At 62.2% G+C, this 20,959-nt stretch carries 19 protein-coding genes and 1 pseudogene; 7 read left to right on the top strand and 13 right to left on the bottom strand.

The features are described 5' to 3' along the window. The first annotated feature begins 39 nt into the window (after positions 1-39). Positions 40-561, top strand: coding sequence for a tRNA (N6-threonylcarbamoyladenosine(37)-N6)-methyltransferase TrmO (gene tsaA / locus AS026_RS20400; protein ID WP_062371390.1), 522 nt, complete (start codon positions 40-42; stop codon positions 559-561). 3 nt (positions 562-564) lie between these two features. Here the strand turns inward: tsaA and AS026_RS20395 are convergent, their stop codons facing one another. Beyond that, positions 565-774 (bottom strand): TOBE domain-containing protein, encoded by a 210-nt coding sequence (locus AS026_RS20395; RefSeq protein WP_062371388.1) that lies wholly within the window; start codon positions 772-774, stop codon positions 565-567. 54 nt (positions 775-828) lie between these two features. Then, entirely contained in the window at positions 829-2,343 is a 1,515-nt protein-coding gene (gene betC, locus AS026_RS20390; RefSeq protein ID WP_025658661.1) for a choline-sulfatase, read from the bottom strand. 182 nt (positions 2,344-2,525) lie between these two features. Here betC and AS026_RS20385 point away from each other — a divergent pair, with 182 nt between their 5' ends. Next, positions 2,526-3,428, top strand: coding sequence for a choline sulfate utilization transcriptional regulator (locus AS026_RS20385; RefSeq protein ID WP_062371385.1), 903 nt, complete (start codon positions 2,526-2,528; stop codon positions 3,426-3,428). A gap of 8 nt (positions 3,429-3,436) precedes the next feature. On the opposite strand, the gene otsA is transcribed toward AS026_RS20385, so the two are convergent. The 6 genes and pseudogenes from otsA to AS026_RS20355 form a co-directional block, all read right to left on the bottom strand. Beyond that, positions 3,437-4,813 (bottom strand): alpha,alpha-trehalose-phosphate synthase (UDP-forming), encoded by a 1,377-nt coding sequence (otsA, locus tag AS026_RS20380; protein ID WP_062371383.1) that lies wholly within the window; start codon positions 4,811-4,813, stop codon positions 3,437-3,439. Between the two features lie 41 nt (positions 4,814-4,854). Next, a complete protein-coding gene (otsB, locus tag AS026_RS20375) occupies positions 4,855-5,649 on the bottom strand; it encodes a trehalose-phosphatase (protein WP_062371381.1) in 795 nt (264 codons plus the stop codon). Positions 5,650-5,739: 90 nt separating this feature from the next. Continuing rightward, entirely contained in the window at positions 5,740-7,203 is a 1,464-nt protein-coding gene (locus tag AS026_RS20370) for a S10 family peptidase (RefSeq protein WP_205634482.1), read from the bottom strand. A gap of 147 nt (positions 7,204-7,350) precedes the next feature. Continuing rightward, positions 7,351-8,643 (bottom strand): annotated as a pseudogene (locus AS026_RS20365) (CynX/NimT family MFS transporter). Then, a complete protein-coding gene (locus AS026_RS20360; RefSeq protein WP_062371497.1) occupies positions 8,640-9,317 on the bottom strand; it encodes a FadR/GntR family transcriptional regulator in 678 nt (225 codons plus the stop codon). Before AS026_RS20360 ends, AS026_RS20365 begins: the two are co-directional and overlap by 4 nt. Positions 9,318-9,766: 449 nt before the next feature. Further along, positions 9,767-10,678 carry a pirin family protein gene (locus tag AS026_RS20355; protein ID WP_018855156.1) on the bottom strand — a complete coding sequence of 304 codons (912 nt, stop codon included), beginning with the start codon at positions 10,676-10,678 and terminating at the stop codon, positions 9,767-9,769. A gap of 259 nt (positions 10,679-10,937) precedes the next feature. Between AS026_RS20355 and AS026_RS20350 the strand changes: the two genes are divergently transcribed. After that, positions 10,938-11,747, top strand: a complete 810-nt coding sequence (locus AS026_RS20350) for a class II glutamine amidotransferase (RefSeq protein WP_025658667.1) — start codon at positions 10,938-10,940, stop codon at positions 11,745-11,747. Here the strand turns inward: AS026_RS20350 and coaBC are convergent. Further along, positions 11,737-12,945: a bifunctional phosphopantothenoylcysteine decarboxylase/phosphopantothenate--cysteine ligase CoaBC gene (gene coaBC / locus AS026_RS20345; protein WP_018855154.1), complete on the bottom strand. Its 1,209-nt coding sequence runs from the start codon at positions 12,943-12,945 to the stop codon at positions 11,737-11,739. The two genes, AS026_RS20350 and coaBC, sit on opposite strands and share 11 nt — an antisense overlap. A gap of 123 nt (positions 12,946-13,068) precedes the next feature. Here coaBC and AS026_RS20340 point away from each other — a divergent pair, with 123 nt between their 5' ends. Both AS026_RS20340 and AS026_RS20335 read left to right on the top strand, forming a co-directional pair. Next, complete coding sequence (locus AS026_RS20340) at positions 13,069-13,476, top strand: DUF2946 family protein (RefSeq protein ID WP_062371376.1); 408 nt, start codon at positions 13,069-13,071, stop codon at positions 13,474-13,476. A 63-nt stretch (positions 13,477-13,539) separates the two neighbouring features. Beyond that, the gene (locus AS026_RS20335; protein WP_062371373.1) at positions 13,540-14,910 is read left to right on the top strand and encodes a PepSY-associated TM helix domain-containing protein; all 1,371 of its coding nucleotides are present in this window, start codon (positions 13,540-13,542) and stop codon (positions 14,908-14,910) included. A gap of 127 nt (positions 14,911-15,037) precedes the next feature. On the opposite strand, the gene AS026_RS20330 is transcribed toward AS026_RS20335, so the two are convergent. Together AS026_RS20330 and AS026_RS20325 are read right to left on the bottom strand one after the other, a co-directional pair. Further along, a complete protein-coding gene (locus tag AS026_RS20330) occupies positions 15,038-15,775 on the bottom strand; it encodes an SDR family oxidoreductase (RefSeq protein ID WP_062371371.1) in 738 nt (245 codons plus the stop codon). A gap of 132 nt (positions 15,776-15,907) precedes the next feature. Next, a complete protein-coding gene (locus AS026_RS20325; RefSeq protein ID WP_025658672.1) occupies positions 15,908-16,672 on the bottom strand; it encodes an SDR family oxidoreductase in 765 nt (254 codons plus the stop codon). 126 nt (positions 16,673-16,798) lie between these two features. On the opposite strand from AS026_RS20325, the gene AS026_RS20320 reads away from it, so the two are divergent. After that, positions 16,799-17,704: a LysR family transcriptional regulator gene (locus AS026_RS20320; RefSeq protein ID WP_062371368.1), complete on the top strand. Its 906-nt coding sequence runs from the start codon at positions 16,799-16,801 to the stop codon at positions 17,702-17,704. Here the strand turns inward: AS026_RS20320 and AS026_RS20315 are convergent, their stop codons facing one another. Then, positions 17,705-18,577: a LysR family transcriptional regulator gene (locus AS026_RS20315; protein WP_018116793.1), complete on the bottom strand. Its 873-nt coding sequence runs from the start codon at positions 18,575-18,577 to the stop codon at positions 17,705-17,707. A 97-nt stretch (positions 18,578-18,674) separates the two neighbouring features. Between AS026_RS20315 and AS026_RS20310 the strand changes: the two genes are divergently transcribed. Next, positions 18,675-19,955, top strand: a complete 1,281-nt coding sequence (locus tag AS026_RS20310; protein ID WP_062371366.1) for an MFS transporter — start codon at positions 18,675-18,677, stop codon at positions 19,953-19,955. 22 nt (positions 19,956-19,977) lie between these two features. Here AS026_RS20310 and AS026_RS20305 read toward each other — a convergent pair whose 3' ends face one another. Then, positions 19,978-20,871, bottom strand: a complete 894-nt coding sequence (locus tag AS026_RS20305) for a DMT family transporter (RefSeq protein WP_245307565.1) — start codon at positions 20,869-20,871, stop codon at positions 19,978-19,980. Between the last annotated feature and the right edge of the window lie 88 nt (positions 20,872-20,959).

Below are 20,959 nucleotides of genomic sequence, written 5' to 3'. Positions count from 1 at the left end.
CAACGATCTGCCATGATGCCGTTCCGAAAGGGAGCGTTCATGGTTCGCGAGAATGAAATCAGGGAAAATGAGGTCGCGGTTGAAGTGCCCCCGGCGACCGACGCTGGCCTAGTGTTCATCGGGCGTATCTCGACGCCCTGGACCTCGCGCATGGAGACACCGCGCCAGGGGCGGCACGACGGTCCGCTCTGCAAAATCGAGATATTCGAGCCTTGGAGACAGGCTCTCAGGGGCGTGGAAGCCTTCGAGCGGCTGGAAGTACTCTATTGGCTGGATCGGGCGCGGCGCGATCTTGTTCTGCAAAGCCCCGCCAATAGCGGAAAAGTCCATGGCACGTTTTCGCTTCGCTCGCCGGTGCGGCCAAATCCGATCGGTACCTCGATCGTCAAGCTGGAAGGGGTCGAAGACGGCGTCTTGCTGGTGCGGGGTATGGATTGCCTGGACGGGACACCGCTTCTCGATCTGAAGCCCGATCGCACGCTGTTCAAGCCGATCGCGCCGCCGCAGCCTGGCGATTTCCAGACCGGCGACGACGAGGCACATTATTGCAGGAAAGCCTGACGGTCAGTCGACGGCGATCATGACATCAGAGGCCTTGACGACCGCATAGGCGTCGCCGCCTGCGGCAAGCCCGAGTTCATCGACCGCTTCGTTGGTGATTGAGGCCGTGACGATGGAGCCGCCGCCGATATCGATCCGGACGTGCGCCGTGGTCGCACCCTCCTTCACCTCGACGATCTTTCCCTTCAAGCGATTGCGTGCACTGATCTGCATCGAAGCCTCCTGTTTTGCGTGCGGAGTGTAGTGGCTGAGGTGTGCTGCTGCAATTTACTCGCCGCGCGGATAGCGCTGGCTTTCCTCCAGTACGTTCAGATCCATGTGGTTGCGCATGTAACGCTCTGACGCCTTCTGCAGTGGCTGGTAGTCCCAAGGGTAGTACGCCCCATTCCGCAACGCTTCGTAGACCACCCAGCGGCGTGCCTGGCTTTCGCGCACGGCGGCATCGAAATTCTGCAGGTTCCAGCGTTTCTCGGCCAGGGCTGTGAGCTTCGCCAGGACGTCGGCATACCCGGTATCGCCGGCGAGGTTGATCAGCTCTTTCGGGTCCGCCTCCAGATCAAACAGCATCGGCGGGTCCTTGTCGCAGAGCGTCAGCTTGAAGCGGCCATCCCGCAGGCAGACGAGCGGCGCTTCCGACCCTTCCGCGGCATACTCCATGGGCACCGGGCCACGACCGCCAGTGCCTGTTGCAAGTGGCGTCAGGTCCTCGCCATCCGTCCATGGCGCCAGCTTGGCAATGTCGATGCCCGCCAGTGCCGCCAGCGTCGGGGTCACATCAAGCGTCGAGACAGGCTGCCGGATAGAGGCCGGTGTCCAGCCCAGCGCCGCGATCGTCAGAGGCACCCGCGATGAACCGTCGAAAAAGCACATCTTGAACCAGAGGCCGCGGTCGCCAAGCATGTCGCCGTGGTCGGAAACGAACAGAACGATCGTATTGTCCGCCATCCGCCCGCGCTCGAGCACGTCAAGGATCTCGCCGATCTTGTCGTCGATGTAGGAGATACTGGCGAAGTAGCCCTGTCGCGCGCGCCGGATCTGTTCCGGCGTGATGTCGAAGGCATCATAGTCACAGGCTTTCAACAGACGCTGCGAGTGCGGATCCTGCTCGTCGAACGGAATTGTGCCGACCTCAGGATCCAGCGCTGGGGAATTCTCGTAGAGGTCCCAGTACTTGCGGCGCGCGACATAGGGGTCGTGCGGATGCGTGAAGCTCACCGTCAGGCACCAGGGGCGGTCGTCGTGACGGCGCGAGAGGTCGTAGAGCTTGCGGGTCGCGTTGTAGGCGACCTCGTCATCATACTCCATCTGATTGGTGATTTCTGCAACGCCGGCGCCCGTCACCGAGCCGAGATTGTGGTACCACCAGTCGATGCGCTCGCCGGGCTTGGTGTAGTCAGGCGTCCAGCCGAAATCGGCGGGATAGATGTCGGTCGTCAGACGTTCCTCGAAGCCATGCAGCTGGTCGGGGCCGACGAAATGCATCTTTCCCGACAGGGCGGTATGATAGCCCGCCGCCCGCAGGTGGTGCGCGAAGGTCGGGATATCGGACGCAAACTCGGCGGCATTGTCATAAACGCGAGTCCGGCTCGGCAACTGCCCGGACATGAAGGACGCCCGTGCCGGGGCGCAAAGCGGACTTGCCGTATAGGTGTTGGCGAAGCGCACCGAACGCTCTGCCAGGGCCTTCAGATGAGGCGCGTGAAGGAAATCAGCCGGTCCGTCTGGAAACAGCGTGCCATTGAACTGATCGACCATCAGAATGAGAATATTCGGGCGCGCCATGCGTATCGTCCTTCAGTTTGCGAGAGCGGGAACTTAGCCGCGTCTGCGGAGGTCTTCCAGTTGGCATCGACTGCTTAGAGTTCGAGAGGCGCTCACGTTTGCCATCTGTTTGATTTATTGATTATCAATATCGAATGACCTGTGAAGTAGGCATTTTTTGACGTCTCCTCTAAGGAATTTTTATGGAAAGCCGTCGTCTCGATCTTGGGTGGATGCGCATCTTCGCGGAAATTGGCAAGACTGGGAGCCTGTCGGCGGCGGCAAGTGTTCTTGGCCTGACTCAGCCGGCCGTGAGCTATCAGATCCGTCGTTTGGAGGAGCAACTCGGCGTCAGCCTGTTGAAGCGGCAGCATCGGGGAGTGGAGTTGACGCCGGAAGGCCAGCGTCTCCTCGATGTCGTGGCAAAGAGTGTCAGCGACATCGATGAACTGGCGCGGCGATTCCGCAACGAAGCAGATCGGCCGATCATCCGGCTGCGCACAGATTATGCGTTTTCCGCGCTATGGCTGATTCCGCGCATGCATGCGTTCAGCGCCCTTTACCCGAACGTCGATATTCAGATTGTCGCGACGCAAAGAGTGCAGGGCGACCGCTCTGATGACGGCGACGTTGCCGTTGTCTTTGGTACGCGCGCGGAGTTCGAGCGCCAGGCCGTTCTGCTCTTGCCGGAAAGGGTCACGCCCGTCTGTACGCAGGGCTTCCTTGATCGCCATGGCGCTATCGCCACGCCGGTTGACCTTGCCCGCGCACGCCTGATCCATCTCGATGCGCCGGAGCCTTCGCCTTGGTTCGATTGGCGGCGGTACTTCGCGCAACTCGGGGTCAGTCGCAATCCTAACGCGGGGCAGGGCGATCTGAGCTTCAACACATACTCTCTGGTCGTGCAGGCCGCTATCGGTGAGCAGGGCGTTGCCATCGGATGGATGGGCCTCGTCGACCCGCTGCTCGCGTCGGGGATGCTGAGAACCGCAGGCCCGACGCTGGAGGCGCCGGACCGGGGTTACTGGCTGTTGCCGCCGCGAACACGCGACGCTCAAAGCGATCTGCTCACGGCATGGCTTATGGCAGAGGTGGGAATCGTCTGAACTCGCGCTCAGGCAGCCAGGTCATTGAGGAAGTCGTCGCACCAGCGCGTCACGTCGTGCTCAAGCAAATAGTCCATCATCCGCTGCCAGCGCTCGCGGCGCTCTTCCATCGGCATGTTCAGGGCGCGCGCCAGCGCGTTGGCCGTTCCTTCGATATCATAGGGATTGACCAGCAGCGCGCCGCTCTTCAATTCGCGCGCCGCGCCTGCAAAGCGGGAGAGCACCAGAACGCCGGGATCTTCCGGGTCCTGCGCTGCGACATATTCCTTTGCCACGAGGTTCATGCCGTCGCGAAGCGGCGTGACCAGTCCGACTTTGGCGAGCCGATAGAGACCGGCGAGGATTGGGCGGCTGACGGAGCGGTTAATATAGCGGACCGGCACCCAGTCCACGGTTCCCAAGGCACCGTTGACGCGGCCTGCCTGCTCCGCGACGGTGCGTTGCATCTGTTCGTATTCCGGCACCTCCGAGCGGGACTTCGGGGTGATCTGGAGATAGGTGACCTTGCGCTGGTGGGCCGGATTGTTGACGACGAAGCGCTCGAAGGCATCCAGCCGCTGCGTGATGCCCTTGGAGTAATCCAGCCGATCGACGCCGATGATCAGGTCGCGGTCCTTGATGCTCTGCCGCGCCCTCTGCACCATGTGATGGCTGCCGGCCTTCTTCGCGAACTCGGCAAAGGCTGCCGTCTCGATGCTGATGCCGTAGGCTCCGCCCTTGAAGACCTTACCATTCGCCGTGAAGCGGCCGTCGCCGATGGCATCGCCCATATCCTCGCGGCGAAGGCAACCGGCGAAGTTCTCCAGATCGTGGTCCGTCTGGAAGCCGACAAGATCGTAGGCCGCAAGTCCGTGCATGATCTCCTCGTGAACCGGCATGGTGTAGAGCACATCGGCGGGCGGCCAGGGAATGTGCAGGAAAAAGCCGATGCGGTTCTTGAAGCCCATCTGCCGCAATTCCGCGGCCAGCGGAATCAGATGGTAGTCATGTACCCAGATGATGTCGTCAGGCTTGAGCAACGGCGCCAGCCGATGCGCGAAGAAGCGATTGACGCGGAAATATCCCGCCATCTCCTTGCGGCCGTATTCCGCAAGGTCCAGCCGATAGTGACAGATCGGCCAAAGCACGCGATTGGCGAAGCCGAAGTAGTATTCCTCGACGTCCTTGCCGGTGAGATCGGTCAGCGCATAGGTGATCTTGCCTTCCCCCGTCAGGGAGAGCGGGCCGGGCTCGTTGTTTTCGCTCGACTTGCCGGACCAACCCATCCAGATACCGCCGCGTTCTTCCAGCGCCGCCTTCAGCGCCACCGCCAGTCCGCCGGCCGAGGCTGCGCCCTCCTTCACGGGAGCTGGCACGCGATTGGAAACGATGACGAGACGGGACACGAAAATTCCTTTCCTGGGAGGGCAGCACGTGGTGCTTGGGATCAAACGGCGAACTGCGCGATCAGTTCCCGCACCGCCGACGCCGAAGGCAGCGTCAAGGCGGCGGTGGTGTCGGAGGGCGAGCCGACCCGAACGGAGAGGCCGCCCTGGCGATTGGCGACACGGAACATCGCCTCATCCGTGACGTCGTCACCGATGGTGATCGGACGCCTGCCGGCAAATGGCGGCATCGAAAGAAACGCCTCTATGGCCTGACCTTTGTCGGCGCTGGCCGGTCGGATTTCGAGAACCATCTTGCCGCGCTGCAAGGTCCAGTCGGGCCCTACCTTGGACAGCATCGCCTCCATGATCGGCTCCACCTCTGTCTGCCTTTGCGGCACAAGGCGATAGTGAGCGGCAACGGCGGCGCCTTTGTCTTCCACGATGACGCCGTCCAGGCTTTCAGCCGCCCTGCGAAGATCCGCTTTCATCGCTTCGAATGCGGCAGTGGTCTCGGCCTTTGCGACGCTGCCATCAGGTCCGCGCAGTTCGGCGCCGTGTAAGCCGGCGATCGGAAAACGAAATGGCGCAAACAGCGCGTCGGCATAGGCAAGCGCTCGCCCTGTTACCAAGGCAAGCGCACCGCCAAGCCTGCGCGAGACCGCGTCAAGCGCCGCCGGCAAAGACGGCGGCACGACGATCGCGTCCGGCATCTCGGCCAGGTCAAGCACCGTCCCATCGATATCGAGAAAAAGAGCGCAGTCTTGAGGGGAGGACGAAAGGGCGCTCAGCAATTCCGTCTGCCCCGAGGCCGGTTGCGGCGTCGTGGCAGGAAATGGCTTACTGGGGTATGACATGGTGACTTACCTATGTCGGCATCGGCCGAAGGCAACCCATTTTGGCGTAAAACGCGAGAAAATCTCAGGTTTTCGCGTTGGATACCCAGTTCATTCAGCCGGCATTGCAGCGGAACGTCCGGCGAAGAAGGCCCTGGCCCCGGCGGTGAAGGCAGCGCGCTGGTCGGCCCGCGTATAGAACATGTGGCCGCCACGATAAACCTTCAGCGCCACGCGCTCGCCGGCAAGCGACGCCGGCAGGTGGTCGACAACATAGCGGCTCACCCCATACGGCGTCACGAGATCGCTATAGCCATGGGCGATCAGCAGGCGGAATTTCGGATTGGAGGCGAGAAGCTGGCGGATATCGTCGGTAACGCTCGCCTGCCGCATGGAACCGCCGCCACGCCCGCCCCATTCCCACTTGCGATTGATATCGCTGTCGAGCAGCGAGTAGGTCATCTCGGTCTTGAATCCGAGTTCACTGCGCGCATAGTCGGCGAAGGCCCCGCCATAGGCACGGGTGAAGCCGTCGAGGATGGCGTCGTCGCCGCGATCGGAGTCTGATTCCGGATAAGGATCGGGCGTCGAGAACGCCGCGTCGTAAGGGCTGACAACGCGCCCGTCCTGCCCTTCTGATTGCTTGGCGTAAGCATTTCCGAGGAAGCCACGGTTCTTCTCAACGACATCTGAGGGGATCCCGGTCATGCCGGCAATTTTCTCGTAAAAGGCCTTAGCGGCTTCGCCTGTTGGCGTCGGGCCGGCGAGTGTCGTGAGATAGTCGCCAAGCGCAAATTTCTCCGCATCGCGCTGCTGCCCTTCATCGAAAGCGTTGTGTCTGTCCATGTACGCTGCTGCAAGCGAGGGGAATTCGAGTGCCGCGCCGAGCGCAAACTGATCAGCATTGAACATCAGTTGCCCCTCGAGCAGTGGCGAGAGCATGATCGCGCCCGAGACGATAATGCCCTGGCTGTCCTTCAGGGCGCCGGCCACCTTGGCGGCGCGAAAGCCGCCATAGCTCTCGCCGAGAAGATACTTGGGCGAACCGGATCGATTGTTGTGAGTGACATAAAGAGCGATCGCCTTCGCGATGCTCTCTGCGTCGGAATTGACGCTGTAGTATTTGGAGGCGTCGTCGGCCTTGGCGGTCCGGCTCCAGCCAGTTCCGATCGGATCGATGAAAACAAGATCAGTAAAGTCGAGCCAGGTGTGCGGGTTGTCGACCAACTTCGCGTCGGCCCCATCGTCGCCTTTCGGGCCGAAGTCCAGGATACGCGGCCCCATCAGGCCGAGATGCAGGAATGCCGAGGCCGCACCGGGGCCGCCATTGAAGGCAAAGGTCAGCGGGCGGTCGGGGGCGCCGTTCTTGGCGACATAGGCCGTGTAGAACATAGCGCCTGTTTTGGTGCCGTCTTGCGCGAAGAGATCAAGCGTTCCGGCCGTGGCCACATAGTCGAGCGTCCGGTCGCCGATCTTCAGTGTGTGTTGGGTGACCGAGTCCTCCGGCAGCAGCTTCAGTACGCCGTCGCTCGATGAGGCCCGTGTGGCAGGTTCGCCTCGACCCTCCTGCGACATGGCGGGTGCGAGTGGCGCCAGCAAGGCCGTTGCAAGCAGGATGGCGGATAGGAAACGCAAAACTTGTCCTCTGACGGAAGCGGTATTGGAGGCGTAACCTAAACATCGCCGTCTGGCGGGAGAAATCAACAGATGGTGAGGGGGGCGTTAGTCCATTTTTGCGATCGTCTGCGCATTCACATATTCCGCGCGGCCGGCGTTCCAGCCGTTGATCGCAGCCCCCGCGCCAAGCGCGACGAAAAGCACGGCCGACCACGCAAAGCTGCCGGTCCAGCCGCGGATGAGCCCGACGACCAGCGGGCCAATCGCCGCAAGCAGGTAGCCCACGCATTGCGCCATGCCCGAAAGATGGGCCGCCACATGCGGATCGCGGGAGCGCAGCACGATTGTCGTCATGGCGACGGCGATCAGGCCGCCCTGGCCGATGCCCTGCAGCACGGCCCAGACCCAGATCGTCGAGAGCGGCGCGAACAGTAGGCCGAGCAAGGCGACGACGGCGACGGCACAGAGCGACGCGTTGATCAGTCGCTGATCCTTGCCCCTCACGGCGATCTGCGGAGCTACAAGGCAAGCCGCGGCCTGAACCATCACCGATACCGAAACGATCGCTCCCGCGGTGAAACCGTCAACGCCGCGCTCGCGCAGGATGGGAACGAGTCAGCCGAATACGCAATAAGCCAGAGCAGACTGCAGGCCCATGAAGAGCGTGACCTGCCATGCCAGCCGGTCTCGCCAGAGTCCTTGGACGGAAAAGCCGCTGCGCTTGACCTGGCTCTTGGTGGACAGCACTTGCGGCAACCAGATGATCCCGACAATCAGCGCGGGCAGCCCCCAGGCGGCCAGTGCGCTGGAGAGCGAGTCGCCGAGAATGTGCTCGAGCGGCAACGTGAAGCCCGCAGCACTTGCCGCGCCCGCGCAGAGCGCCATCGTGTAGAAGCCGGTCATCAGCGCGGCGCGATCGGCAAAGTCACGCTTGACCAAGCCAGGCAGCAGCACGTTGCCGACAGCAATGGAAGCGCCGGCGAGCGCGGTGCCGATAAACAGTAGCGGAACGGATGAAAGGCCCCGGAGCGCTGTCCCGAGGGCCAGCAGGAGCAGTACTCCCAGAAGCGTACGCTCTGCTCCGATTCGTTGGGCAAGCCGCGGCGCCACTGGCGAAAAAGCACCGAGGCAGACGACGGGCAGGGTGGTCAGTAAGCTGGCGCCGAGCGACGAAAGGCCGAGTTCCGTCTTGATTTCGGGCAGCAGCGCGGAGGCGCTGGAGAAGACCGGCCGCAGATTGAAGGCGATCAGGACGAGACTAACCCCGAGAAGGAAGCGTGCCGCTGCACTGCTGCCCACTGGGGGTTGTGGTTGGGGAACGCTATCGGCTTCGGCATCGATAAGTTGCTCGTCCGCGAGGTCGTAGACCTCCGCGGAGTCCTGAAGGGGGGTGGTCATGAATGGAGCATCCGGTCGAGAGCGCTGATGATGGGAGCCATGAAGCGGCGAACGGCCGCGTCGGCCTGTTGCGGATCGCCGGTGGCGATCGCGTCGATGATGTCGGCATGCGCCTGCAGATCAGGCTCGGGAATCTCATTGTCCAAAGTCGCCGCGATCGTTTCGGCGATCGAGGCGGAGAAGAACTGATAGATCTCAACCATCGCGCGGTTGCCGGAAGCCGCAATGACGGCTTGGTGGAAGGCAAGGTCGCGTTCGACGAAGCCGCTTTTGTCGCCGCCTTCGAAATTGCCCCGCTTGGCGAGAAGCGCCCTCAATTCCGCAATGTTTTGCGGAGTTTGTCGTACCGCGGCCAGCCGCGCCGCCTCGACATCGAGTGCACACCGGGCCTCGAAGAGATCACGCAGACCGGCACGACGCGCCATGGTGAGCGGCAGCCTCGTATCGGTGGTAGACAGCACGTAGGTTCCGGAGCCCTGCCTGGTTTCGAGAAGGCCCTGCGACACCAGCACGCGGACGGCTTCCCGTATGGTGCCGCGGCTGACGGAGAGCATGGACGACAGCGTTGCCTCGTTGGGCAGTTTTTCCCCAACGGCCCAACGCTTACCCAATATTTCGGCGCGGATTGCCTCGATGGCCGTGTCGGCAAGCTTCGTTTTTGCGAGTGGTTGCATCATCGGTATTCGTAAAGTCATCTGATGACTTTACGAATACGCCAAGATCGTGGGCGTCGTCAATCCTGTGATGGAAAATGAAAAGGGTCGCTCGAGGCGACCCTTTCCATGAGTTCTGGCCTGTAAATGGCCGGACCGTCAAAGCGATCCTAGGAAGGTGGGGCTTAGAGCGAGGGCTGCCTCGCTTTCATCACCACTTCCATGCCTTTTACGAGGTCTGAAATCTCATTAGACATTGGATCACCTTCCTTTCGTTCTGTTGTCGATGGAAAGAAGGTAGGATGATTCGTCCGCGATGCAAGAAAAAACCTCGGCCGAGTCGCTGCCACATCTTCAGGAATGCCCGATTTCATTTCCTCGCTGTCGGGAATACGCCAACGTTTACAATGAAATGTTGTTTCGTTGCGTCGATATACAGATTTAGTGGTAGCGCTTGTGGATAAGCCGGCTCAATGTGCGGCCTTGATGAAGGTGCCGTTCTGCAGTTCTCGCATCGCCTGCATGATCTCCTCTCGCGAGTTCATGACGATCGGCCCATGCCAGGCGACCGGCTCCTCGATTGGCTTGCCCGAAACGAGCAGAAAGCGGATGCCTTCGTCGCCGGCCTGCACGGTCACTTCATCACCGCTGTCGAAGACGACGAGCGTGCGGTTGCCGGACATATCGCGAATGTTCAACTCCTCCCCGTTGACCTCCTTCTCGACGCGGACGCCAAACGGCTTGGAGGCGTCGCGGAACGTGCCGGAGCCTACGAAGATATAGGCAAAGGCGTTGCGATAGGTGTCGACGGGCAGGCGCTTCTTCTTGCCCGGCGGCACCGAGACGTCGAGATAGATCGGTTCGGCAGCTACGCCGTCAACCGGGCCCGCCTTGCCCCAAAAGTCGCCGCAGATAACGCGTACGGCGGTGCCGTCGTCGTCGACCACGACAGGAATGTCGGCGGATTTGACGTCCTGATAGCGTGGCGCCGTCATCTTTAGCGACGAGGGCAGGTTGGCCCACAGCTGGAAGCCGTGCATCCGTCCGGCGAAATCGCCCTTCGGCATTTCCTGGTGCATGATGCCGCTGCCGGCCGTCATCCACTGGATGTCGCCGGCGCCGAGCAGGCCGCGATTGCCGAGGCTGTCGCCGTGCTCGACCGTGCCGGCGAGCACGTACGTGATCGTCTCGATGCCGCGATGCGGATGCCAGGGAAAGCCACGGATGTATTCGGCCGGATTGTCATTGCGGAAATCGTCCATCATAAGGAACGGGTCGGTCATTGACGGATCCCCGAAGCCGAAGACGCGATGCAGCTTCACGCCGGCGCCCTCCATCGTCGGAGTTGCGGTGCTCATATGCTTTACGGGACGGATCGACATGGCATCCTCTCGAAGGGTTCAACTTGCCCGGGACTATAGCCGCCTGACCGGCATCCGCGAAATCAGCCTGCCCGGCAACGCACTGTTCACAAAAGAAGATGCGCCATTGCGCAATGTGATCGCGTCCGCCGCCGGAAATTTGTCATCTTCCGCTTGCAAGCCACGCGGCCGTTCAGGTCTTATTAACCATCGGATTCGACAATCACTGTCGCGTTTCGGCATTCTCCCGCCTCAGGGCGGGCTCGGGAGTGGAAAGAGCATGTGTCGCTGGGCAGCCTATCGTGGAGACCCCCTCTATCTGGAGGAACTGGTGTCCTCGCCCGCGCACTCCTTGATCGAGCAGTCGCATTGCGCCACCCGCGCCAAAACCCCCACCAATGGCGACGGCTTCGGCATCGCCTGGTATGGCGACCGGCTGGAGCCAGGGCGCTACCGCGATACTTTGCCGGCTTGGTCCGACTGCAACCTGAAGAGCCTTGCGCGGCAGATCCGGTCGCCGTTGTTCTTGGCGCATGTGCGGGCCGCCACCGGCGGCGGCACGCGGCGCGACAACTGCCATCCCTTCACCTTCGGCAACTGGTCCTTCATGCACAACGGCCAGATCTCAGGCTTCGAACGGCTGCGCCGTCCCATGGAGGCCATGCTAGACGATGAGCTTTTCAACGCGCGCGGCGGGACCACCGATTCCGAACTGATGTTCCTGCTCGCCCTGCAGTTTGGCCTGCGCCAGACGCCGATGGCAGCCATGGCGGAGATGATACGCTTCGTAGAGGGCCTTGCCGAAAACGTCCTGGGTTCAGTCTTGGTGCGCTACACGGCCGCCTTTTCCGATGGCAAGTTACTCTATGCGATCCGTTATGCGACCGACCGCAAGGCGCCGACGCTCTACGCGTCTCCTGTCGGCAGGGGCTATTGCCTGGTGTCCGAGCCGCTCAACGACGATGTCGATGCCTGGGCGGAGATCCCGGATGGCAGTGCCGTTACGCTTGCCGACATTGGCCTCGATATCGCACCGTTTCGTCCGGCGCTGGCCGTGGCAAAGACCGCCCCGGTCGCGATTACTGCTTGAGCCGTTCAGCGATCATCGCCGCGAGCTTCGTCGCAACCTCTTCCTTCGCAAGGTCTGGCCACTGTTCGATGCCGCTATGAGCGACGATCTTCACCCTGTTGCGAACGCCGCCCATGATGCCGGTTGCGGGCGAAACGTCGTTGGCGACGATGATGTCAGCCCCCTTGCGTTCGAGTTTCGCCATGGCGTTGCTCTCGACATCCTGGGTCTCCGCCGCAAAGCCGATCACCAGCTTCGGCCGCAGCGTGTGATGACCGACGGTCTTCAGAATATCGGGATTTTCAGTCAGCGCGAGCGTCGGGATGGATTCGCCCGGATGCTTCTTGATCTTCTGGTCGGCGGCCGAGGCAACACGCCAGTCGGCGACGGCCGCAACCATCACCGCGACATCGACGGGAAGCGCGGCGAGAACGGCGTCGCGCATCTGGTCTGCGCGCTCGACGTGAATGACCTTCACACCCATGGGATCAGGGACCGAGACTGGCCCGGAAACGAGTGTCACATCTGCCCCAAGGGCGGAGAGGGCGGCGGCAATCGCGTGCCCCTGACGGCCGGAAGAGCGATTGGCGATGTAGCGCACAGGGTCGATCGGCTCATGAGTCGGCCCCGAGGTGACGATCGCCTTGCGGCCGGTAAGCGGCCTCGGTCCATCGTTGAGCAGCGCTTCCGCGGCCGCGACGATCTCGAGCGGCTCAGCCATCCGGCCGACGCCCGCTTCGCGGCTCTCCGCCATCTCGCCTGACATCGGTCCGATGAAACGGATATGGTCGCCGCGCAGGGTCTCGACGTTGCGCTTGGTTGCCGGATGCGCCCACATGTGCGGGTTCATGGCGGGGGCGGCGAGTACCGGACGGTCGGTCGCAAGCAGCACCGTCGAGGCAAGGTCGTCCGCAAGCCCATTCGCCATCTTGGCGAGCAGGTCCGCCGTCGCCGGCGCAATCAGCACGAGGTCGCAATCGCGCGCCAGCCGGATATGGCCGACATCCTGCTCGTCCTGGCGGGAGAAAAGATCGGTGAACACATGATCGGCGGCGAGCGCGCCGACGGCAAGCGGTGTCACGAATTCCTGCGCCCCCGTCGTCATCAGCGGTCGCACGGACGCACCCCGCTCTCTGAGCCGTCGGATCAAGTCCAGGCTTTTATAGGCCGCGATCCCGCCTGAAATGATGAGGAGGATGCGTTTGCCGCTGAGAACCATGGCTTCTTCCATCGACTATCTGGTTGTATCCGACCCTAAGCCTTTGGGGAATAATAAGCAATCAGCAGCGAAAGCGCATCGGTAGCAGTGACAATGCTGCCCCCCTGTGGCATGGAGCGAAGCATGGGGACCATGCGGAGCATCTTGCGGGATTGGGTATCGGCCAGCGCCGTCGCGCTGCTGGTCGCCTGTCTATTCCTGATCCAAGGACTGCTGAGCGGCACTGTGCAGGGTTCCATGGCGGCGTCCGCCGTCGATCCCTTCGCAATCATCTGCTCTTCGAGCGGACACGGTTCTATCGACGATGCCGGACATGGCAAATTGCCGGCCAAGAAGGCGCCCGAGTGCCCGTGCGGCACGCTCTGCCGTCTGGCATCGGCTGCCATGCCGGCAGTTCTCGCCGCGCAGGCGGCGGTCCTCTACGTCGCAGTCGAAACTGCCATCGACGCAGCGATCCGAACCGATGCTGACGTTTCGCCCGCTTTACGCGGGCGGATCGCTGAACCGCGAGCACCTCCCATTACCGCCTGACGTCATCGCTCGACCTCGCGTGCGTCACGCCGAGGGTCGATTTTCCTACGTTGGGAGTCCTCCATGTCCGATCTTACCATCGGTCGCGAGAGCGTCAGCGCCTCCGCGCGCTCCGCCTCAGACCTCTATCGCGCCGTCTGGCGCTGGCATTTTTACGCAGGCCTTCTTGTCCTGCCCTTCATGATCACGCTGGCGATCACCGGCGGCCTCTACCTGTTCAAGGATGAGATTGACGCGGTGATCCATTCCGAACTCAAGCGCGTCGAAGTGCAGCAAGGCGCAAACCGCGCGGCACCTTCCACGATGGTGGCTGCTGCCCTTGCTGTTTACCCCGGAATTGCAGTCAAGTTTACCGACCCTGCCACGCCCGATGTCTCTGCCGAAGTCACCATCGGCACCGAGGCGGAAGGCAAACTTGCCGTCTACGTCAATCCGTATACCGCTAAGGTGCTGGGCGCGTTGCCGGATCGCGGCACTGTCATGTGGACGATCCGCTACCTCCACAGCCTCAAATATTTCGGCAACTACGCGCGTATGCTGATCGAGATCGCCGCCGGATGGTCGATCCTGTTGGTTGCCACCGGCGTCTACCTCTGGTGGCCACGCCTACAGACAGGCGGTGTTCTCTCCGTTCGCGGCACCCCTAAGCGGCGGGTCTTCTGGCGGGACACTCATGCGGTCACCGGTATCTTCGTCGGCTTCTTCATCGTCTTCCTGGCCATCACAGGCATGCCTTGGTCGGGGGTCTGGGGCGGCAAGGTCAACGAATGGGCCAATGGCAACAACTTCGGCTATCCCGCGGGCGTGCGAGTTGCCGTACCTATGTCCGACGAGCATCTCGACCACGTCGCCAAGACATCCTGGTCGCTGGAGCAGGCGCAAGTACCGCACTCGTCAGGGCACGCCCATCATGTACAGGCGATTGGCCTCGATGACGCCGTAGCCACCTTTGATCGTCTTGGCCTGCATCGGGGCTACGCCGTCAACATACCAACCACAGCGGATGGGGTGTTTACCGGATCGGTCTATCCCGACGATCTTTCTAAGCAGCGGGTCGTGCATCTCGACCAATATTCCGGGACGCCGCTGATCGACATGAGCTATGCCGACTACGGTCCGCTCGGCAAATCGCTCGAATGGGGCATCAACACTCATCTTGGTCAGCAGTTCGGGCTTGCGAACCAACTGGTGCTGCTTGCCGCTTGCGCGGCGATCATCCTGCTTGCGGTTTCGGCGGCCGTCATGTGGTGGAAGCGACGCCCAGCGGGCTCGCTCGGCGTCCCGCCGATGCCTGACGACAAGCGCGTTGTCCGCGGCCTGATCGCGATGCTCGCTGTTGGCGGAGTGTTCTTCCCGCTCGTTGGCCCGTCGCTGGTCGTCATGCTGGCAGCGGACTGGGTCTATATCAGGAGCAGGACGAAGCGTTCGGCGTAAGTGAGGGACGCGATCCGGTGCTTCTCCTCCCCGCCGTCGTCCTCATGACGCCGGCTGATGAACACGGAAAGGCCGCGGAGGAGAGGGTCCGCGGCCTTCTCAGGCATCCTCTGATGGGTCTCGGTCCTCAGAGGTTACTCATCCCGCCATCGATAACGAGCTCACTGCCGACGATGTAGGGAGCCTCGTCGGAGGCGAGGAAGATGATGGTTTTGGCGACTTCGCCGGCATCGCCGAACCGGCCGACCGGGATCTGTGCCGCCCTTGCCTTGGTGTCGGCTTCCGACATGCCGAGCTTGCCATAGAGCGGTGTCGCGATCGGCCCGGGGCTGACGGCGTTGACGCGAATGCCGCGGCCGATCAGTTCACCGGAGAGCGTCTTTGCAAGCGTCAGCAGCGCGCCCTTGGTCAGGGCGTAGACGCTCGAATTCGGCATGCCGATATGGGCATTGATCGACGTGTTGAGAACGATCGAAGCCTGCTTCGAAAACAGCGGCAGAAGGGCCTGGATCAAAAAGAAAGGTCCCTTGACGTTGATCGCGACCGACCTGTCGAAGGCTTCCTCGCTCCATTGTTCGAGCGCACCGAACTCCGCCACGCCGGCGTTGACGAAAAGAATGTCGAGATGCCCGAAGCTCTCCTTGATCGCATCGGCGACGACCTTCTGACCGGCCGCGTTGCCGGCGTCCGCCTGGATGACCAGTGCGGTGTCGCCGAACTCGGCCCGGGCGACCTCGACGCTTTTGGCGCTGCTGCCGGTGATGGCAACACGAGCGCCTTCGGCAATGAATTGACGGGCGGTTTCGAGGCCGATGCCGCTGGTGCCGCCGGTGATCAGGGCTGTCTTGTTCGGCAAGCGTGCCATTGTCGTGAGTTCCTGTGTTCCCGTTGGGCGAGCGCCCGTTGATGCCTTCGATGATGTGATGAAAATGCCGTCGCGATAATCCGCCCTTTTCCGGAAAGCTTGTCCAGTCAGAGCGGATAGTCGAACGCAGGATCAGGTGCGGGTGATCGATGCGCCACCATCGACCAGCGAGGCCGTACCGGTGACGAAGCTCGAGTCGTCGGATGCGAGGTAGAGTACGGAGCGCGCAAGTTCCTCAGGCGCTGCGACACGCTTCAGCGCATGCAGGTTGGTGATGAAGCTCTGCTTGCCCTCAGTGTCGTTCATCTCGCGATACATGTCGGTATCGACCGCACCCGGCAGAACCGCGTTTACGCGCACGTCCTTCGGGCCGAATTCGGCAGCGAGCGCCTGCGTCAGGCCAATAAGGCCGGACTTGCTGGCGGCATAGGCGGCAACACCCGGGAAGGCGAAGCTGTAGCCGACAAAAGTCGAGGTGAAGATGACGGAGCCGCCGCCATCCTTTTCCATCTGCGCGATCTGATGCTTGGCAGCCAGGAAGGAGGCCGTCAGGTTGATCGTCAGCGCTTCGGTGAAACCGGCCTCGGAAACACCGGTGCTCGGGCCGGCTTCGCCAAGGATGCCGGCATTGTTGAAGGCAATGTCGAGCTTACCGTAGCGCTCGACGGCGGTGGCGACCAGCGCCTTGTGATAGTCTTCCGAGCGGACGTCGCCGGCAACAGCAACGGCATGTCCGCCGGCTGCCTTGATCTCTGCGACCAGGTTTTCGAGTTCAGCCTGGCGGCGGGCGCCGACGACGACCTTGGCGCCTTCGGCCGCAAAGAGCTTGGCCGTTGCGCGACCGATGCCGGCACTTGCGCCAGTGACGATGGCGACTTTTCCATTCAAGCGGTTCATTGTTCCATCTCCAGTATGGGGGTTGGGATGGCGATTGCCGTCCCTTTCGATGGGCAGAAGATGGCATTTTCTTTTCGTTCGGATTAGTCTCCAAATGGTGGAACTCGAATTCGGATTTGCCGAACGATGATCAGGGTTGAGGGAATAACGGCCTTCGTGGCGATCGTGGAATCCGGCTCGGTCAGCGAGGCTGCCCGACGCCTGCGCCTATCGAAGTCTGTCGTCAGCGAGAGGCTTGCGGAGCTTGAAAAGTCGCTTGGCGGTGTGCTCCTGCATCGCACCACGCGAAAACTCACTTTGACGGAAGACGGCACGGCCTTTCTGGAGCGCGCGACGCGGATCGTTCAGGAAATCGAGGACGCCACCGCCGAGATGGCGGTGCGCCGAGGCACGTTGTCCGGCCCGCTGCGCATTGCCGCCCCCGTTACCTTCGGGCGCATGCATCTTGGCCCCGCGCTATACCCGTTTCTGGCCGCGCATCCGGAAATCCGATTGGTGCTCGACATCGACGACCGCCGCGTCGATGTCTCCTCGGAAGGGTATGATGCCGTGGTCCGGCATGGTCCGATCGTCGACTCCCGGTTGGTCGTGTGGAAACTCAGTCGCAGCCGTCGGCTTTTGGTCGCGTCACCGGATTATCTCAGCCGCCATGGTGTGCCGAAGACCCTTGCCGATCTCGATGGCCATAAAGGCATCTTCTACACCAACCGGGGCGTTGCGGACTGGCGGTTCCAGACGCCGGATGGAGCCATCGTCGTGCGGGCAAGCCAGGCCGTCGGCATGAACAATGGGGACATGATCCGCGATGCCGCGGCTGCGGGTCTCGGTATCGCGCTTCTGCCAGCCTTCATTGCTGGGCCTGCGATCAGTGTGGGAAAGCTGCAGGAAATCGATGTCGGCTACAGGCCGGAAGCCGAGTTCATCTACATGGCGCATCCGGAGGGGCGCAATCCGTCCGCCAAGCTGCGCGCTGTCGCCGACCACCTGCGCAAGACCTTCGGCGATCCGCCCTATTGGGATCCTGCCGGCTGATCAGACGAGGCTCATCATGTTTGCGGCGACGCGCGACCGCTGCGCCTTCAGCATCGCAAGCCCGAGACGCGCCACCAGCGGCGGCCCCTCGATCTGGCGATAGGCGACCCCGTCGAGTGTCAGGTGGGCAATCGAGGCTGGCACAATCGATACGCCGAGATCGGCGGCGACCAGATTGACGACGGATGGGATCTGCGGCGCCTCCTGCGTCACGACAAGCTCGAAACCGGCATCGCGGCAGCCACGCACGATATCATCATAGAGACTGAGGCCAACCGTCCGCGGAAACAGAATGAACGGCTCGCCGGCGAGCGCCGACACGGGCACCTTCTCGTATTTCGCAAGCGGGTGGTGCGCCGGCAAGGCAATCAGCATCGGCTCATCCGCCAGGCGTTTCAGCGTGACGTTCTTCGGATCCTCCAGGCCGGGCCTGATGAAGGCAACGTCGATTTCCTCACGCAGCAGTTTCTCCATCAGCCAGTTGCTGTTCATCTCGGTCAAGGAGAGGCTCACCTCGGGCCACTGCCCGCGAAAGCGACGGATCGTGCCGCTGACCGCCGTGTTGAAGGCTGAGGACGCCGTGAAGCCGAGCGCCAGCCGACCGGTCTCGCCTCGGGTGGCGCGCTGGGCGGCGAGCTTCGCCTTCTCGGCGGCCGCGATGGCAGCGCGACCCTCCGGCAAAAAGGCGCTCCCCGCCTCCGTCAGTTCCGCGCCATGTGGGACGCGATGAAACAGTGCCGCCCCGATCTCGTTTTCAAGATCGCGGATCTGTTGGCTGAGCGGCGGCTGTCCGATGCCGAGGTTTGCTGCGGCGCGGGTGAAATTTCCCTCTTCGGCGACGGCGAGAAAATAGCGGATATGGCGCAACTCCATCGGTATCTCCAAAAGCTATGAAGAATGGTATTTTCATATATTGGACAAATGGCGCGCCGCTGGCTAGATCAAAAGGCGTGAAAGGTTGGTACCCCCAATGCAACGCGCCGCAAACAGCTCGCCAGACGCCTCCGAAACCCATCCCCGTCCGAATCTCCACCTCGTGCGAACGACGGCGGAAATGCAGGAAAAGCAGTTCTTGCTGCGCGGCACGTCACCTTATCGACGTGCCAGCCTCGCCCTCTTCCTTTCCGGCTTTGCTACCTTCTCGCTGCTCTATTGCGTGCAGCCACTGATGCCGATCTTTGCCGCGGACTTCGGCGTAAGCCCGGCCGCGAGCTCTCTGTCGTTATCTCTGTCGACCGGCTTTCTCGCCTTCGCGATCTTCTGTGCCGCTGCCGTCTCCGAAAGCTTCGGCCGCCGCAGCCTGATGTTCGCCTCGCTGCTCGGCGCGTCCGTGTGCACGATTGCCTGCGCCTTGGTGCCGAGCTGGCATGCGCTGCTCGTCATCCGCGCGCTTGAAGGGCTGCTGCTTGGCGGCGTGCCGGCCGTGGCGATGGCCTATCTCTCGGAAGAGATCGATCCCCGCGGTCTTGGCGCCTCGATGGGTCTTTACATCGCCGGTAATGCTTTTGGCGGCATGGCAGGCCGCGTCGTCACCGGCACATTGGCTGAGTTCTTCTCATGGCGCATTGCATTGGGTTCGCTTGGCGTGCTCGGCCTTGCCGCGGCAATCGGCTTCTTCCTGCTGCTGCCCGCGTCGCGCAATTTTGCGCCGCGCAAGGGTTTCGATGTCCGCTTTCACGTGAGGGCCTGGGTTGGCCATATCGGCAACCCGGCGCTGCCATTGCTCTTCGCCATCGGCTTTCTCGCCATGGGCAGCTTCGTCACCGTCTACAACTACATCGGTTTCCGCCTCGTTCAGCCGCCATACAATCTCAACCAGACGGAACTCGGCCTGATCTTCACGGTCTATCTGTTCGGTATCGCCGCATCCTGGATCGCCGGCCTGCTTGGAGATCGCATCGGCCATTTCATCGTGCTGCCGGCCGGCATTGCGATTGCGGCGGTCGGCGTCGCGGTCACGCTGTCATCCTCGCTGCCGCTGATCGTCTTTGGCATCGTGTTGCTGACATCGGGCTTCTTCGTCGCCCACTCGGTGGCGAGCGCCCTCGTTGGTCGCCTTGCCCGCGGCACCAAGGGGCACGCGTCCGCGCTCTATCTGTTGTCCTACTACATCGGCTCCAGTGTTGCCGGTTCGGTCGGTGGCTATTTCTGGGGTGCCGATGGCTGGAACGCCGTCGTTGCCTTCACGCTGTCGCTGCTGGCGCTTGGCATGGTCGCGGCGCTCACCGCCGCCAAGCTGGCGAAGCGGTAATCATTTGCGAAAAATAAGCCGACTAAACGTTTTTCAGCGTGCGGCGTGGCTGCTGTGACCGGGCCATGCCGCTCCACAGATACCAGAAGACCGAGATCAGGATGATCACGCCGCCGATGATCGTGGAAAGCGTCGGCGTCTCTGAGAAGGCGAGCCAGACCCAGAGTGGGCCGAGCACGACGTCGAGCAAACCGATCAACCCGGCCTCGCTCGAGGGAATATAGCGGCCGCCGGTCATGAACAGTAGATAGGCGATTCCCGATGTCGTCGACCCGAAGACGGCAAGCACGAGCATCTCCTGCAGGCTCGGTATCGCGTGCGACATCAGTGGCAGGCAGAGCAGCACGCAGAAGCCGGATCCAAGCGCATTGACCGGCGCCAAGCGCAGTGCGGGGTAGCGCCGCGCCGCGACGAGCAGGATGCTGAAGGTCAGCGTCATCAAGAACGCCAGCGCGTTGCCGGCGATGTCCTGGGGCCTCGCGCCGAAACCTGCAACGATCAGGACGCCAACGAAGGCGATCATACTGGCGATGAGCACGCGCCTGCTGATCTTCTCCTTCAACCAGACATAAGCGATGGCTGCCGCGACGAACGGGACGGTCGCATAGATCGCCAGCACGTTGGCGACGGTCGTCAGCTTCAGCGCGCCGATGTAGCCATACATCGATATAGCGGCCATGAGACCGAACAGCGGATAGAAATAGAGCGGTACCTTGCCGGGTTCCGCACTGATCCGCTTCTTTGCCAGAATGATGATCGTCAGCGCCAGGCCGCCAAACAGCGAGCGCCATCCGAGCACGGTCCAGACATCGAGATCGAGCGCGCGGACGAAGAGCCCCGCGGTGCTCCACATGATCGTAGCAATGCTGACGAGGAGCATACCGTAGGTGCGGGGCTGCATGGCGGGTCCGTTCATTGGAAGGGCAGCGTCGAATCAACACTCGATCTCTATCAGAGGCGCACGACCTGCGATCGATCGGTTGCGCCACGCCATAGCGTAATCG

This window comes from Rhizobium altiplani, from assembly GCF_001542405.1.
Lineage (GTDB): Bacteria > Pseudomonadota > Alphaproteobacteria > Rhizobiales > Rhizobiaceae > Rhizobium > Rhizobium altiplani.
The sequence above is the reverse complement of the archived record's forward strand: the minus strand, read 5'-3'. Positions and strand labels throughout refer to the sequence as shown.

Excerpts from the sequence above, each read along its gene's own strand:
- tsaA (WP_062371390.1), top strand. The coding sequence starts at position 40 with ATGGTTCGCGAGAATGAAATCAGGGAAAATGAGGTCGCGGTTGAAGTG.
- AS026_RS20395 (WP_062371388.1), bottom strand. The coding sequence starts at position 774 with ATGCAGATCAGTGCACGCAATCGCTTGAAGGGAAAGATCGTCGAGGTG.
- betC (WP_025658661.1), bottom strand. The coding sequence starts at position 2,343 with ATGGCGCGCCCGAATATTCTCATTCTGATGGTCGATCAGTTCAATGGC.
- AS026_RS20385 (WP_062371385.1), top strand. The coding sequence starts at position 2,526 with ATGGAAAGCCGTCGTCTCGATCTTGGGTGGATGCGCATCTTCGCGGAA.
- otsB (WP_062371381.1), bottom strand. The coding sequence starts at position 5,649 with ATGTCATACCCCAGTAAGCCATTTCCTGCCACGACGCCGCAACCGGCC.
- AS026_RS20370 (WP_205634482.1), bottom strand. The coding sequence starts at position 7,203 with ATGTCGCAGGAGGGTCGAGGCGAACCTGCCACACGGGCCTCATCGAGC.
- AS026_RS20360 (WP_062371497.1), bottom strand. The coding sequence starts at position 9,317 with ATGCAACCACTCGCAAAAACGAAGCTTGCCGACACGGCCATCGAGGCA.
- AS026_RS20355 (WP_018855156.1), bottom strand. The coding sequence starts at position 10,678 with ATGTCGATCCGTCCCGTAAAGCATATGAGCACCGCAACTCCGACGATG.
- AS026_RS20350 (WP_025658667.1), top strand. The coding sequence starts at position 10,938 with ATGTGTCGCTGGGCAGCCTATCGTGGAGACCCCCTCTATCTGGAGGAA.
- coaBC (WP_018855154.1), bottom strand. The coding sequence starts at position 12,945 with ATGGTTCTCAGCGGCAAACGCATCCTCCTCATCATTTCAGGCGGGATC.
- AS026_RS20340 (WP_062371376.1), top strand. The coding sequence starts at position 13,069 with ATGGGGACCATGCGGAGCATCTTGCGGGATTGGGTATCGGCCAGCGCC.
- AS026_RS20335 (WP_062371373.1), top strand. The coding sequence starts at position 13,540 with ATGTCCGATCTTACCATCGGTCGCGAGAGCGTCAGCGCCTCCGCGCGC.
- AS026_RS20330 (WP_062371371.1), bottom strand. The coding sequence starts at position 15,775 with ATGGCACGCTTGCCGAACAAGACAGCCCTGATCACCGGCGGCACCAGC.
- AS026_RS20325 (WP_025658672.1), bottom strand. The coding sequence starts at position 16,672 with ATGAACCGCTTGAATGGAAAAGTCGCCATCGTCACTGGCGCAAGTGCC.
- AS026_RS20320 (WP_062371368.1), top strand. The coding sequence starts at position 16,799 with ATGATCAGGGTTGAGGGAATAACGGCCTTCGTGGCGATCGTGGAATCC.
- AS026_RS20315 (WP_018116793.1), bottom strand. The coding sequence starts at position 18,577 with ATGGAGTTGCGCCATATCCGCTATTTTCTCGCCGTCGCCGAAGAGGGA.
- AS026_RS20310 (WP_062371366.1), top strand. The coding sequence starts at position 18,675 with ATGCAACGCGCCGCAAACAGCTCGCCAGACGCCTCCGAAACCCATCCC.
- AS026_RS20305 (WP_245307565.1), bottom strand. The coding sequence starts at position 20,871 with ATGAACGGACCCGCCATGCAGCCCCGCACCTACGGTATGCTCCTCGTC.